Below are 14201 nucleotides of genomic sequence, written 5' to 3'. Positions count from 1 at the left end.
CGAACGATCAATGGAACGGGAGGCTAATTGGCAGGATTGAGAGGATTGGCGGGACTGGCAGCAGGCGCTGCGAAGCGCCCGCTGTTCAGATCCGCTATCGCCTGAGCGATTTCCTGCTGGCTGTTCATGACGAAGGGCCCGTAACCGACGATGGGTTCATCGATGGGCTCACCGGCCAGCAGAAGCACGACGGCATCGGTATTCGCTTCGATACAGGCACCGCTGCCGACACGGTCCAGCACCACCATCTGGGCCTCCCCCGCCACGGCGCTCGTGTTCACGCGCACCGTGCCGCGCAGCACGATCAATGCCGCGTTCCAGCCCTCCGGAACAGGCAGTTCGGCAACGCCGCCCTGTTTCAGACGCAAATCCCAAACACTCAACGGGGTATACGTGCGGGCCGGGCCGCGCTGGCCGTCGTAGTCACCGGCAATCACCCGCACCGTTCCGGCATCGCGAGGAAGGACACGTACCGGGATATCGCGCTCGGCGATGGCCTGATAGCCCGGGGGCGTCGTCTTGCTACGCGCCGGCAAGTTGACCCATAGCTGCACCATCTCCAGCGGGCCGCCCGATTGCGTGAAGCGCTCCGAATGAAACTCTTCATGCAGGATGCCGCTGCCCGCCGTCATCCACTGCACGTCTCCGGGGCCAATCACGCCACCGTGACCGGTGGAGTCGCGATGCGCGACTTCCCCCTCGTAGACGATGGTCACCGTCTCAAAACCGCGATGCGGATGCATCCCGACCCCGCGCGGCTGACTGGCCGGACCGAAGTGCGTCGGGCCCGCATAGTCCAGCAGCAGGAACGGGCTGAGTTGCTTGCCGTGGCTTTGATACGAGAACATCGAGCGAACGGGAAAACCGTCGCCGACCCAGTGCTGGCGCGGGGCGCTGTACACACCCATCACGTTTTTCATGTGCCTCTCCTAATGCGTTGCGGGCCGGCGATACCGGCGCCATGCGAAGAAGAATAGGAGAATCCCAACGTTGCTTGTAGACTGCGATTTGCGATCTCACAGTCCTATTTTTAGAACGATGGTGGCGCACGCATGCAGGACCTTAACGACCTCTACTACTATGTGCAGGCCATTGACCATGGCGGATTCGCTCCGGCAGGCCGGGCGCTGGGCATGCCGAAATCCAAGCTCAGTCGGCGCATTGCCATGCTCGAGGAGCGCCTCGGCGTACGCCTCATTCACCGCTCGACGCGCCAATTCTCCGTAACGGAGATCGGCCGCACGTACTACGAGCACTGCAAGGCCATGCTGGTGGAGGCCGAAGCCGCGCAGGACGTCATCGACATGAGTCGCGCGGAGCCGCGCGGAACCCTGCGAATCGCCTGTCCGATTGCGTTATTGCAGACACGTGTCGGCACGATGCTGGCTGAGTTCATGGCCAGACATCCTTATGTGACCATCCATCTCGAGGCCACGAACCGTAGAGTGGATGTCGTTGCCGAGGGCGTCGATATGGCGATCCGGGTTCGGCCGCCGCCGCTGCAGGATAGCGATCTCGTTGTCCGCGTGCTGTCCGAGCGCAAACAGTGCCTGATTGCCAGTCCGCTGTTGATCGAACGCCACGGCATGCCAGCCTCGCCTGCGGACCTCGGGGACTGGCCCAGCCTGGGGGTCGGTCAGCCGCAGGCGGACCACGTGTGGAAGCTGTTTGGCCCGGATGGCACCCAGGCCGATATTCATCACCGGCCGCGCTTCGTGACAGGCGACATGATCGCCATTCGCAACGCCGCGATTGCAGGTGTCGGCATTGCACATTTGCCGACCATGATGGTGACCGAGCAGTTGGCGAACGGCTCGCTCGTTCGGCTACTGCCGCAATGGGCGCCCAGGCCTGAAATCCTGCATGCGGTGTTCCCCTCCCGGCGCGGTTTGCTGCCTTCGTTACGCCTGCTGCTCGATCATCTGGCAGCAGCGTTCGCCCAAATGGAGGAGGAGTAAGAATTCATTCGCACGCCAATTGAATGGGCTTGCTCCGCTCGGCGATCTGCGCGTTCAGAATCGTGAGAACGCCGTTGACGACGGCTTCGAAATGCCCCGCTTTGTACTGACTGAACTTGCCGGGCAATATCCATCGTTTGTAGCTGCACGGCAGAATGTAGCCGGATAGATCGGGAACCAGAATCTGTGCGTCGACCGCCGAAATTCGGTACGTCAGATCGACGACCTTGGCTCGATAGCCTTTGGGATTGATGAGGTGCAGCTGGGCCCTGCCATCGTCCGTGGATTTCAGCTGTGCCAGCAGCGCTACCGGGCGTTCCCCCATACTTTCGACAAACACCGGCAACGAGTATCGTGGCGTTACGGCCGCTGGAGGATTGGTCGTGGCGTCAATGATGAGTCGGAATGCCCGCTCCCGTTGTGTCGTGGCGTTGTCCCGTCGGATAACGCGCAGGCGCTGGCGTGCACCGGGCGCGATATCGGCACGCGGCGGGCTCACGCCAACGTCGTTCGTGGGCTTCAGCAGTTCATCGCCGTCGACCTGATCCCACGAAAAAATTTTCGCCGTCACGTGGATAGACTCAGCGCCATGATTGCGAATCCAGATCGATGTACTGGACTCGGAGAGGTCAACCGTCACAGGCTCGATCTGCAAATCGGCGCCATGGACGACATTGCCCAGCAAGCAGGTCACGACAAATACCAGGGCTCGGTATCCGGTCATCAAAACACCACGGTAACCGTCTGCGTCGAGGGCTCCTGACGGTCCTTTGGCACCGGCTGGGACGTTTGCGGCAACGCGGGTTCCGGCTGAGCGTCCGGAGGGAGCACTACGGTCTTATTGACGCCTGGCGAGCACGACACCGATGGCGTGTCCCGCGTGCCGCCCGTGCGAACTTCGCACCGTTCGACCAGTGTCATGGCAACGTGGAACTGGGTGGCTGACGTTCCGGCTTGACTTGAGGACATCAGGCACAGCAGCGCGACGCCCAGCACACCGGACGGAGTGATGGTACGGCGGACATACCGCAAGGCACTGCAACGAGCGCGCGAATGATCCATGTCGAATGCGTTTCTGCGCAACGTGTCGTCACGCTATGAAAATAGGCAATCAATAGTAAAGCGTGGCAATGATGGTGTCGGCGTAAAAGCCGCCGGACGCGTCCGGCTGCGGCGGGACCGCGCCGTACACCGTGACGGTCTGGGAACTGCCCGTGACGTCCGTGGTGCCGGCGACCATGCTAATTGCATCGTTGCCCCAAATATTTGTACGACTTTCATCTATGTATAGTTGATATTTTACGTATCCGCCAGCGCCGGCCATTCGACGCATGATTCCGTCGTAGTGCTGACCATTGTCCAGACCAAGCTTCCAGGTTGTACCCGGCGCACACTGCACGCGGATACTGGAGGTTGCATAGACACCGGTCTGGGGCGGAGGAACGGCGCCGAAATCCAGATCGGTGACGACGATCGTGCAGGAATTCTCGTAAGTCGCGAGCACACCGGACGATCCGTACCCGACACTCCCGCCGCCTATGCCGCCCACGGTGCAATCTTCGGAATTCGGGAAGCCGTTTGTGGCATAGCGATAGCGAATCAGCCCCTGATGGCTTTGTTCCTGGTAGACCTGAACGGCAGGCACCGACTGTCCTGCATACACCCATCCGTAAATGGAGGCATTGGCTGTCACCGGGCTGCCTGGCGGCACTGCAGTGTAGACGCGGTAAACCGGCGTCGTGCCGGGGGCTCCGATAATTTGTGTGCGCGCCGGATCGGCGAACAGGTCATAGTTCAGGAATGCACCGTTGTAATTGCTCATGCGTCGGGTGGGCTGGCCGGCGCTCCAGTCCCCGGGCCCGATGTATATGCAGATTTGATAGTAGTACGTCTGATTTGCGCCGGAGTAGTCCGGCGCACAGGTGTAGGTCAATTGCGACGTCGCCGCTCGCCCGCTGGTGCCGACGGTACCGAAATTCATCCCGAAAGCGCCATTGACATAGCAGCTTTGTGCGACTGCCGGTGCAGCAAGTCCCAATGACAAGCCGATCAGGACCAGTATCGTCAACCACGTTCGAAGGCGCGTCGTCATTTTGTTTGCAGGCATGCCAGTTCTCCGAGATTGATGCGCCCGCGCGCCGGCAAATCGGCAGGCAGACTGACTTCGCACAGGCCGTGCACGACGATACGAGCGCCGACCGGCGGATCCTGCAAGTACAGGCGACCGTCGTAACCGGTCACGGCCATCTGCTCGCCCGGCAGGATGTTGACCTGTGTGCCCGGGGGCACCCATTCGCCGTGACCGTCGCGCAGGGAAAGTTCGACCACCAGAAGCGACTTCATCGGAAAGCGTGCGAGCATGCCGCTACCGGTGGCAGGCACGGCCGCCAGGCGAACACGGTCCACGGTGACATCTGCAGGCAGGACCAGCGGGTCGATGGAGAGGTCGTTGTTCTCCCAGGCGTTGAGAGGGGTCACAAGCAGGAGACCTTTGTCATCCGTAGTACCGACCAGGCGGTTTTCCAGCTTGACCGGCACCCCTTCGATCCCGTCAGTCGACACCATGGCAAAAGCGTCGTCGACCCGTCGCATCGGGAACAGACTGCCCTTCATCAACAAAAGTCCGCCGGTCGCACCGGCATAGGCGGCGGTATTGCTCTCGCCTGCGTTGGTCCAGTACTGCGCTCCCGCGCGCCATTGCCCGTAGCGCGTGAGTTGACTGATTTCTGCGCCGCTCGTCGCGCTGCGCCCCGCGCTTCCCTGCACCCGCCATCCCCATCCGTCGGTGTCGCCCGGTAGCGTACGCATTGCGCCCACGGTCAACGCATCGCCGCTTCGCTGGCTTTGCGCGCTCGCCCAGGCGTGGTGGCGATTGCCTATCGGCACCGACCAGTACACAAACGTTGTCGTGCCGGCGCCGCCACTGACATCCCGGCTGACACTGAGGTTGATGTTGCCGTAGCTGCCCAACGACTGCGCCCAGCTCAACGCGACGTAGCTTGCCTTGGGAGTATCGGGGTAATCCTGCCGGACATAACTGGCACCCAGTTGCCCACGGCCGATGGTGACGCCCAGGAACGCCTGGTCCGTGCGCCGAGGCATCGTGCTCCCCTCCAGGCTCGCCACGTCCCGGAAAGCGCTGTCACGCCGCACGGTGGCAATGTTGGCGCTTAGCCACTGGCCTTGCCACTCGTAGCCAAGGCTGTACTGTCGGCCCTGCATACCGCCATTACGGCTCATTCCGTAAGACAGACTGACGACGCCACCGGTCCGGCCCAGCAGCAGCAAGGTTCCCAGCCCGCCCATCGTCAGGCCGTTTGTCGACTCGGCATGGCCCTCAAGCGTCACATGGTTGTTGAGGCCATACCTCCCGCTGCCGCTCGCCATGACGTTATCGGAATAGGAAAACGAGTTCAGTCCATAGTTTTTTCGTAGCTTGCCCAGGTCGATGGACCAGTCGCTGAGGCCGGACTGCAGCAGCCGGGCGCTGTTGTACAAGGAGAAATTGACGACGCGGCTCTGACCCGTGATATCGGTGATGACCACCTGCGCACTGCCCGCGCCATTGAGCACCGGTGCACTGAGCACCTGAAAGCGTCCGGGGGAAACCGTGCTTTGCGACTCGCGAATCCCGTTGATGAACAGATCTACGGTGGAAGGAACCGTCGTGTCGCCAATGAACGACGCGAGGGGCACCGTGACCCGATACGGCTGCAAATTGAAGTTCCTCGAGATGCGAATCCCGCCGTAGCGCATCGTACGTGTCCACGCAAGCGCACCGCTGTAGGTGTCGCCAAGCGTGATACTGACCATGCGCTCGGGAAAATCCATTTGCCACGACGTGTCGAGTCGCGTGCTCTGGAACCGGTCGCCTGCGAACCGTGCCCCCGTCCACTGCGTGATATTGCTGCTACGGAACACCCCCGGACCCACGCCGAACAATCGGACTTCGCTCCAGCCGGAGAGGCTGCGCGTCTGGCCGTCGTCCTGCGTGTAGAGGTCATAGTTCAGCAGCAGGCCGGGCGCACGCGTTGCAGGATCCAGGCGGGGCGCAGGGGGAGGCTGGTAGCCGACCAGTTGTGCGTCGCCTTCGAGAAGGTCGACTGACGTGCTCAGGTCCAGGCGCTGATCGGCAATATCGTAGTAGGCCCGCAGTCCCGGCAGACTGTCGAGTGCGACAAGGACACGCTCGTCCGGCAGGGCAAGCCCGAGCTCGTGAAGCGTGTGCGCCTCGACATAGAGGCGTCCCTCGCGAAGCACGACAGGTACGATGCGCCCAACGCGCACGCGATTGAGAACGACCTCCAGATACAGCGCTTCGTCCCCCGGCGCCGAAACGGCGACGTCGCCGGGGACCTCGATCGATTCAACTTGCGATTGCGCTGCGTCGACAGGTTTCCCGTGCCCTGCGGCGACCGCGCCAGCGAGGGCGACGCCGATGCTAACGCTGAGCCCCCATCGGCAGCGCCCGGGCTTCCCTATCGTCATTAAATCGCGCCTTGAGGGTCAGGTTTTGAGACGGGGGAAAGGGGACGTTGATCGGCCAGGCCATCTGCTGACCGGGCAGCACGTATCCGACCAGGCCATTGACAAGCGACTGTTGCCCGCCGGATGGGCCCGAGGTGACGAGATCGCTGATGCGGATCGCGTGCGCGCTCGAATTGCTGACCAAAAGTGAGGATTTTCCATCGGGCCCGGCCACCAGTTGGCTTTGCACCTGGCTCAGATCGGTTGGCGGCACTTCACCGGGGGTGCCGGGGGCGCCTGTGCCGGTCTTCGCGGAAGCGGGCTCCACGAAGAGCGGGATGGAGTAGCGCATCAGCACCTTGATGCCCGCGCCGGAAGTGATCTTGCTTGTCGGCAGTTCGTCGACGAACACTCGGTAGCTAAGCTGCTGATTCGAGGGGGCCGGATGCAGCCGCACGAGGCGAACGACGCGGGTCTGCCCCGGGCTCACCTGCAAAATCGCCGGACTCGCGACCAGATCGTCGACCGGATCGAAGCGGTCCTTGCCGCCTTCCTGAGACCACCGGACGATACGCACCTGGGCATCCAGGCTCCGAGTCCCGCTGTTGGATACCTGCAGCGCTTGGGCGTGCTGCGCCGAAGCAAATTCGATGCGCACAGGAGACACCTGAAGCACCGCCGCCGTGGCGCTTCCCACGTGAAAGCACGCCGCCAGCGATAAGAGAGAGATCGCGCGCACCGCAGCAGATCGCGCCAATCGAGCACCGCACGAGGCCACTCGCACCGGATTGTTCATGGTCATTCCCCGATCAGTAGGTCAACGTTGCCGTCACGGTGTCCGAGTAAGCGCCGGACGGCTCGTTTCCGGTAAGGGTCGCCTGCGCGTATACCGTCAGCGAGATTTCATAGGCGGACCCGAGTCCCTGCCCCACGCCGGTCTGCCAGTTTGAACTGTCGTTTCCCCAGATGGGTCCGGTCGGACTGTTACGTCGCAGCGTGTAGGGAATTTTTACGCCGGTACCGTTGACCATCGCCCGGGCGTTCACGTCTGCGTTGGTCGTCCCGCCATCCAGCCCGACGGAGAAGGGCAGGTCTTTCGTGCATTGCACGCGAATGGTGCCCGTCTGCGAGTGAGAGCCCGCGCTGGGAACGTGCGTTCCGAAGTCGACATCCGTGGAGGTGAGCACAAGACATGTGCCCTGGATGTTGATGCGAACCTGGAAAGTGTCGGTGAGCGTTTGCGTTTGGGGCAAGGCGCTCCCCGCGATCACAAAAAGCGCACCTGCCAGGGGGAGCCTGATGAACCGACGTACATCCAGCATACCGACCTCCATGGACGGGACTCAATGCAGTGCAAGTGACGCCATATCATATTTGGACACACGCCCACCTGACAACGTGTGCGTTTAATTCCGTTTGCGTTTGTGGATTATTTGCAATGCGTAATTTTTATTACGCCCCGACGACGAAGTCGCCGATCTGGCCGACGCCGCTTCTGCGCGACCTCACAACACCATGGCGCGCATGATGCGGCCGGTCGCTTCGTCGGCCGGGTAAAACGCTTCGAGTGCGAGTTCGGCAAGCGTGACGTCCACGGGCGTGCCGAAGACGGTCGTCGTACTGAAAAACGACAGCAGCCCGTCGTTCGTTCGCAACTGCATCGGCACGAAGATGCTTGCCGACGGCGGCACCGCCGGGGCCGGGCCGCGCGCGTCCACGGGATAGGCCTTCAGTTCCTCATACAACTCGCCCAGGGTGGCATCGCCGCTGGCGTGAATCTGTTGACGCAGACGGTGCAGCAAATGCTCGCGCCACTCCGGCAGATTGGCAATGCGCGAGGCGAGACCGTCAGGATGCAACGACAGGCGAAGCACATTGACGGCGCCATTCAGCAGCGAAGGATCGACACCTTCGAGCAGCGGCATCACCGCGCGATTGGCGGCGAGCAGCGTCCAATGCCGATCGACGGCCAACGCCGGGTAAGGCTCATGACCGTCGAGCACCCGTTGAACCGCTTCGCGAGCGACGGCCATGTCAGGCGCATCGAATGCGCGTGCCTCGAAGCGAGGCGCGAAGCCGGCTGCCACGAGCAGCGCATTGCGCTCGCGCAGCGGGATGTCCAGCGCCTGTGCGAGATGCAGCAGCATCTCGCGGCTGGGTTGCGCACGACCCGTCTCCACGAAGCTCAAATGGCGGGTCGAAATCTCGGCTTCCAGCGCGAGATCGAGCTGGCTCATGCGCCGGCGCTGGCGCCAGTCGCGTAACAGGGTTCCGATAGCGGGTGTCGTCATGACGCAGATGATAACGGCCCGGCGGTGCGCCGCCATTACCTCGGAGGTAATCGACGGCGCGACGTGCACTCGCGAAGATGACAGCCAGCGAGATCCGATGTCTCGTCATCCTGACCAACGCCGCCAAGCGCGGATTGTCCGGTTCTGTCCCACTTCGATGGAGATCATCATGATGTCATCCCGTCAGTCTTCTCTGGAAACTTCGCGTCACGACTCGCGTCATGCTTCGTCCAACGCATCGTTCCTTGCCCGCGTGCTGCTTGCCGATGCGCTTGTCAGTGGCGCCGTCGGGCTGTTGCAAGTCCTCGCGGCTGCGCCATTGGCGGCGTTGCTGGACCTGCCTGTCGAGGGATTGCGCGGCACGGGCCTTGTCCTGCTCCTCTACGGCGCGGCGCTCGTCTGGCTGGTGCGACGCACATCATTACCCCCGGCGGCCATGTGGACGGCCATTGGCATCAACCTGATCTGGGCGCTCGACTGTGGCGTGTTGCTGGCATCCGACTGGATCTCGCCCAACCGGCTGGGGGAGGTCTTCATCGGTGTGCAGATCGTGACCGTCGTGGTATTCGCCGAGCTGACCTTCATCGGACTGCGCCGCCGTCGCGCAGCGCCTGGCTGAAATGCCTGGCCGAAATGGCGGGCTTTCCGGTGACGACGTGACTTGCTCCGCGCCCTGCGAGTCCCCCCCGGGACTCGCAGACCACGAATAAAATGTCCGGGTATTCATTCGGATCGTCGCGACATGGAACTCAGACAACTGCGGTATTTTCTCAGCGTCGTGGAACACGGCAGCATGGGCAAGGCAGCGCTGGAACTCGGCGTTGTGACCTCGGCGCTGAGTCAGCAGATCAGCCGTCTCGAGAGCGAACTGTCCACGCGTTTGCTGCAACGCACCTCCGGCGGCGTCGTGCCGACCGACGCCGGTCTGGCGTTCTGGCGTCAGGCGCAACTCGCCTTGCGTCATGTCGACGACGCGGCAAACGCCGCACGCTCGGCGCGCCTGTCGGGCCACGTCAGCGTGGGCATGGCGCCGAGTACGGCCAGCGTGATGGGGGTCGCGTTCCTGCAAGCCATGCGCGCGCGATACCCCGAGGTACGACTGCACATGGTCGAGAGTCTCTCCGGGCATCTCGCGTCCATGCTGAGCGCGCGTCAGATCGATCTCGCCGTCCTGTTCCACGAGGCGCCCGCACAGCGCTGGAGCGTGCAGCCGCTGCTCGACGAGCGGCTGTTCCTGATCGGCGCACGCGATCTCGAAGGCATGCCGACAAGCGCCTCCGTCCGCCTGAAAAACCTCAGCGACCTTCCCCTGATTCTCCCCAGCGGCACCCACGGCCTGCGTTCGCTTCTGCTCGCGGCGTTCAGGCGCGCGGGGTACGAACCGAACATCGCCGCCGAAGTCGACGGTCTCGCGCTGCTGATGGACGTCGTGCGTGCCGGCGTTGGCGCGACGATACAGCCCGGCGCGGCGCTCGCCAGACCCGAGAACGCCATTCTGACGAGCGTACCCGTCGCCGAGAAATACGCCATGCGGCCCAACATGCTCGCCAGCGTCTCCGATGACGAACTGTCTCCCGCCGGACTCGCCGCTCGCGTTGTCCTTGCCGACGTCGCCCGTCAGTTGGTCCAGGAACATCGCTGGCCCGGTGCGCAGTTGCGCACGCCGACTTCTTCACAAATCGTGAAGACCCCTTGACGGCTGACGGATAGCGACGAGAGCACGAGACCTTTACGATTTGTCCGAAAGGAGACAAGTCTGATGGTCGATGTGCTCGTAATCGGGGGAGGCAATGCCGCATTGTGCGCCGCGTTGATGGCGCGCGAAGCCGGGGCTTCGGTCCTGCTTCTGGAATCCGCGCCGCGCGAATGGCGTGGCGGCAACTCGCAACACACGCGCAATCTGCGCTGCATGCACGACGCGCCGCAGGACGTGCTCGTCGATACCTATCCGGAAGAGGAATTCTGGCAGGACCTGTTGAAGGTGACGGGCGGCATCACGAATGAATCTCTGGCGCGGTTGACGATCCGTGCATCGTCGTCGTGTCGGCCATGGATGCAAAAACACGGCGTGCGTTTCCAGCCGCCGCTGTCCGGTGCGCTGCACGTGGCGCGCACCAACGCGTTCTTCATGGGCGGCGGCAAGGCCCTCGTCAACGCGTATTACCGCAGCGCCGAAGCGCTCGGCGTCGATATCCGCTATGACACCCCCGTCGATTCCCTGGAACTCGAGGGATCCCGTTTCATTGCGGCGCGCAGCGGCGACCAGCGGTTCGAAGCTCGTGCCTGCGTACTGGCCGCGGGCGGCTTCGAATCCAATCGCGAATGGCTGCGCGATGCATGGGGACAGAACGAGCGCGGCGAATGGCCCGCCGACAACTTCCTGATTCGCGGCACGCGCTTTAACGAGGGCGTGCTCATCAAGCATATGCGCGACGCTGGGGCGGACATGATCGGCGACCCGTCCCAGTCGCACTGCGTTGCCATCGATGCGCGCGCCCCCCTTTACGACGGCGGCATCTGCACGCGCATCGACTGCGTGTCGCTCGGCGTCGTGGTGAATCGCGACGCCGAGCGCTTCTACGACGAAGGCGAGGACTTCTGGCCGAAGCGCTACGCCATCTGGGGACGGCTCGTGGCGCATCAGCCGGGACAAATCGGCTATTCGATCATCGACGCGAAAGCCATCGGCCGCTTTATGCCGCCCGTCTTTCCGGGTGAGAAGGCCGACACCCTGCCCGAACTCGCGCGCAAGCTTGGCCTGCCGCAAGCGCGTTTCATGGAGACCGTCACGCGTTATAACGATGCGTGCCGCGTCGGCACCTTCGATCACACAGCACTGGACGATTGCCACACCGAAGGCCTCACACCGCCCAAGACGCATTGGGCGCGTCGCCTCGACACGCCGCCGTTCTACGGATACGCGCTACGCCCGGGCATCACCTTCACGTATCTCGGGCTCAAGACCAATGAACGCGCACAGGTCCACTTCGGTGGCCGCGCCAGTGACAACCTGTTCGTTGCCGGGGAAATGATGGCCGGCAACGTACTCGGCAAGGGATATACGGCCGGGGTGGGCATGTCGATCGGCACGGCGTTCGGGCGCATTGCCGGGACGCAGGCGGCGCGCGCCGCACGCCAGACAACGGAGGTTTCCAGTGCAGCAGTCTGACCCGCTCGCCGCCGAGCGTTCACACATGGCGTCATCAAGCGATATGAAAAACCCGTCATACGGCAGCGCAGCGCGCGTGATTCCCATCGTGCCGATGAGCGCGAGCGAGACCGAAGTGGCGCGCCAGATGCAGATCTGCAACGCGTGTCGCTATTGCGAAGGCTTCTGCGCAGTGTTCCCGGCCATGACGCGCCGCCTCGAATTCGGCAAGTCGGACGTCAACTATCTGGCGAATCTCTGCCACAACTGCGGCGCCTGCTATCACGCGTGCCAGTACGCACCGCCTCACGAATTCGGCGTGAATGTGCCGAAAGCGATGGCGGAAGTCCGTCTCGAGACCTACACCGAATACGCGTTTCCCGCGTCGTTCGGCGCACTGTACAAGCGCAATGGCCTGACGCTGTCAGTCGCCCTTGCGGCTGGCCTCGTGCTGTTTCTCTGGCTCGGCGTTGCTTTGCAGGGCGGCTTGCCGGTCGATGGCGCACCCGGGAGTTTCTACTCGATTTTCCCGCATAACCTGCTCGCGGCCATGTTCGGCACCGTTTTCCTGTTCTCGCTGCTCGCGCTGGGCGTGGGCGTGAGGCGTTTCTGGCGCGACGTATCTGCCGGAACGGCCAGCGCGAGCACGCCTGCCGTGGCGGAGGCGACCCGAGACGCGCTGACGCTGAAATACCTGGACGGCGGCCATGGCGATGGCTGCAACGAAGCGGACGATGCCTTTACGCTCGCACGGCGCCGCTTCCATCACCTGACGTTCTACGGCTTCATGCTCTGTTTTGCGGCGACCGCCATCGCCACGCTCTATCACTACGCGCTCGGGGTCGAGGCGCCGTATCCCGTGCTAAGCGCGCCGGTTCTGCTCGGCATCCTGGGCGGCATCGGGCTGATCGCGGGACCGGCAGGGCTGCTGTGCCTGAACCTGAAGCGTCCCGCGGCGCGGAGCGATGTCCGTCAGCGCCCGATGGATCGTGGCTTCATTGCGTTGCTGCTCCTGACAAGCGCGTCCGGTCTTGCCTTGCTCGCGTTGCGAACCACCGCGGCGATGCCGTCGCTGCTGGCGATACACCTGGGCATCGTCATGGCGCTGTTCGCCACGCTGCCTTATGGCAAGTTCGCGCACGGCATCTTTCGCTGCGCCGCGCTGCTCAAGTCATCGATCGAAAAACGGCAGCGCAGCACGCTGAGCGTGGGTTCGGATTAGTCGTTACCGAGACGACGCGGGCGGGTCCCCGCCGATGGGAGGCTCGTGTCGTGACCGAACTTCTGCCGGTACGCAGCCGGACTCGTGTGAGCGATGCGTCGGAAGTGCCTGCGCATCGACTCCTCCGATCCGAAGCCCGCCAGTTCGGCAATGCGCGCCATGGGTGCCGACGGTTGCGCTTCGAGCAATTCGCGCGCGACGGCCACCCGCTCATGCGTCAGCCATTCGTAGGGCGCCATGCCGGTAGCTTCCTGAAAATGCCGTTGCAGCGTGCGCGAACTCATCGACGCCTGTTCGGCCAGCGAGCGCAGGGTGTGCGGCAACGCGGGATGTTGGCGCACCCAGTCCATCAGCTTCGCCAGGCGTCCGCTTTCGTCGCGCGGCACCGGCCTCGGCACGAACTGGGCCTGGCCCCCTTCGCGATGCGGCGGCACGACGAGGCGCTGGGCGACCCGGTTTGCCACCGCGCTGCCATAGTCCCGGCGCACCAGATGGAGCAGCATGTCGAGCCCCGCCGCCGATCCTGCGGACGTAATGATCTGGCCGTCGTCGACATAGAGCGTGTCGGACTGCACCTTCACGCTCGGGTAGCGCTGCTGCAGCTTTTGCGCATAACGCCAGTGGGTAGTCACCGTCTTGCCATCGAGCACGCCGGCCGCCGCCAGGACAAACACGCCGGAGCAGATCGAACAAAGCCGTGCGCCGCGCCGATACGCGGCACGAATCTTCTTGAGCAATGCCTCGGGCGGCAACTCGTCCGGGTCGCGCCAACCGGGCACCACGATCGTATCCGCACGGTCCAGCCGCGAGAGCGTGTACGGCGCGGCGACCGTAATGCCGCCCGCCGCACGCAGGGGGCCGGACTCGATGGCGCAAACGTTGAACCGGTACCAGTCCACGCCGAGCTCCGGGCGCTCCAGCGCGAACAACTCGGTCACGCAGCCAAATTCGAAGGTGCAGAGCCGGTCATAGGCCAATGCCGCGACAAGATGATGTTTCATGGCGTGATGTTACCGGATACTGTCATTTGCGACACTTATCCGATTGCCGGTGCAGCGGCAGAATGAGGACTCCCCCGTTAGCTTTATCGGGGGTCCCACTGACACCGAACTTCC

13 protein-coding genes are annotated in these 14201 nt (G+C 63.3%); 5 read left to right on the top strand and 8 right to left on the bottom strand.

Features of this window, described 5'->3' with window-relative positions; genetic code table 11:
- Positions 1–23: 23 nt before the first annotated feature.
- Positions 24–920, bottom strand: coding sequence for a pirin family protein (locus UC34_RS03645; RefSeq protein ID WP_044454033.1), 897 nt, complete (start codon positions 918–920; stop codon positions 24–26).
- A gap of 132 nt (positions 921–1052) precedes the next feature.
- On the opposite strand from UC34_RS03645, the gene UC34_RS03640 reads away from it, so the two are divergent.
- Positions 1053–1958: a LysR family transcriptional regulator gene (locus UC34_RS03640; protein ID WP_044454031.1), complete on the top strand. Its 906-nt coding sequence runs from the start codon at positions 1053–1055 to the stop codon at positions 1956–1958.
- A gap of 4 nt (positions 1959–1962) precedes the next feature.
- Here UC34_RS03640 and UC34_RS03635 read toward each other — a convergent pair whose 3' ends face one another.
- The 6 genes from UC34_RS03635 to UC34_RS03610 all read right to left on the bottom strand — a co-directional run bounded on the left by UC34_RS03635 (position 1963) and on the right by UC34_RS03610 (position 8716).
- Positions 1963–2652 carry a fimbrial biogenesis chaperone gene (locus UC34_RS03635; protein WP_167370632.1) on the bottom strand — a complete coding sequence of 230 codons (690 nt, stop codon included), beginning with the start codon at positions 2650–2652 and terminating at the stop codon, positions 1963–1965.
- Positions 2653–3069: 417 nt separating this feature from the next.
- A complete protein-coding gene (locus tag UC34_RS03630) occupies positions 3070–4065 on the bottom strand; it encodes a Csu type fimbrial protein (RefSeq protein ID WP_044454027.1) in 996 nt (331 codons plus the stop codon).
- Positions 4047–6446 carry a fimbria/pilus outer membrane usher protein gene (locus UC34_RS03625; protein WP_084070340.1) on the bottom strand — a complete coding sequence of 800 codons (2400 nt, stop codon included), beginning with the start codon at positions 6444–6446 and terminating at the stop codon, positions 4047–4049. The genes UC34_RS03630 and UC34_RS03625 overlap by 19 nt, the downstream gene beginning before the upstream one ends.
- Positions 6400–7221: a fimbrial biogenesis chaperone gene (locus UC34_RS03620; protein WP_157123007.1), complete on the bottom strand. Its 822-nt coding sequence runs from the start codon at positions 7219–7221 to the stop codon at positions 6400–6402. The genes UC34_RS03625 and UC34_RS03620 overlap by 47 nt, the downstream gene beginning before the upstream one ends.
- Positions 7222–7234: 13 nt before the next feature.
- Positions 7235–7678 (bottom strand): Csu type fimbrial protein, encoded by a 444-nt coding sequence (locus tag UC34_RS03615; protein WP_237165227.1) that lies wholly within the window; start codon positions 7676–7678, stop codon positions 7235–7237.
- 252 nt (positions 7679–7930) lie between these two features.
- On the bottom strand, positions 7931–8716 hold the full coding sequence (locus tag UC34_RS03610) for a helix-turn-helix domain-containing protein (RefSeq protein ID WP_084070961.1): 786 nt from the start codon (positions 8714–8716) through the stop codon (positions 7931–7933).
- Between the two features lie 169 nt (positions 8717–8885).
- Here UC34_RS03610 and UC34_RS03605 point away from each other — a divergent pair, with 169 nt between their 5' ends.
- From UC34_RS03605 to tcuB, 4 genes are all read left to right on the top strand, one after another.
- Positions 8886–9335: a hypothetical protein gene (locus UC34_RS03605; RefSeq protein ID WP_218919554.1), complete on the top strand. Its 450-nt coding sequence runs from the start codon at positions 8886–8888 to the stop codon at positions 9333–9335.
- 123 nt (positions 9336–9458) lie between these two features.
- Positions 9459–10412 carry a LysR family transcriptional regulator gene (locus tag UC34_RS03600; RefSeq protein WP_044454023.1) on the top strand — a complete coding sequence of 318 codons (954 nt, stop codon included), beginning with the start codon at positions 9459–9461 and terminating at the stop codon, positions 10410–10412.
- Positions 10413–10475: 63 nt separating this feature from the next.
- Entirely contained in the window at positions 10476–11885 is a 1410-nt protein-coding gene (gene tcuA, locus UC34_RS03595; RefSeq protein WP_044454021.1) for an FAD-dependent tricarballylate dehydrogenase TcuA, read from the top strand.
- Positions 11872–13086 (top strand): tricarballylate utilization 4Fe-4S protein TcuB, encoded by a 1215-nt coding sequence (gene tcuB / locus UC34_RS03590; protein WP_044454019.1) that lies wholly within the window; start codon positions 11872–11874, stop codon positions 13084–13086. The genes tcuA and tcuB overlap by 14 nt, the downstream gene beginning before the upstream one ends.
- Here tcuB and ftrA read toward each other — a convergent pair.
- Positions 13083–14087 carry a transcriptional regulator FtrA gene (gene ftrA, locus UC34_RS03585; RefSeq protein ID WP_044454017.1) on the bottom strand — a complete coding sequence of 335 codons (1005 nt, stop codon included), beginning with the start codon at positions 14085–14087 and terminating at the stop codon, positions 13083–13085. The two genes, tcuB and ftrA, sit on opposite strands and share 4 nt — an antisense overlap.
- Between the last annotated feature and the right edge of the window lie 114 nt (positions 14088–14201).

Origin of the sequence: Pandoraea vervacti, from assembly GCF_000934605.2 — a bacterium.
Classification (GTDB): domain Bacteria; phylum Pseudomonadota; class Gammaproteobacteria; order Burkholderiales; family Burkholderiaceae; genus Pandoraea; species Pandoraea vervacti.
This window is presented reverse-complemented; position numbering and strand designations above follow the sequence as displayed.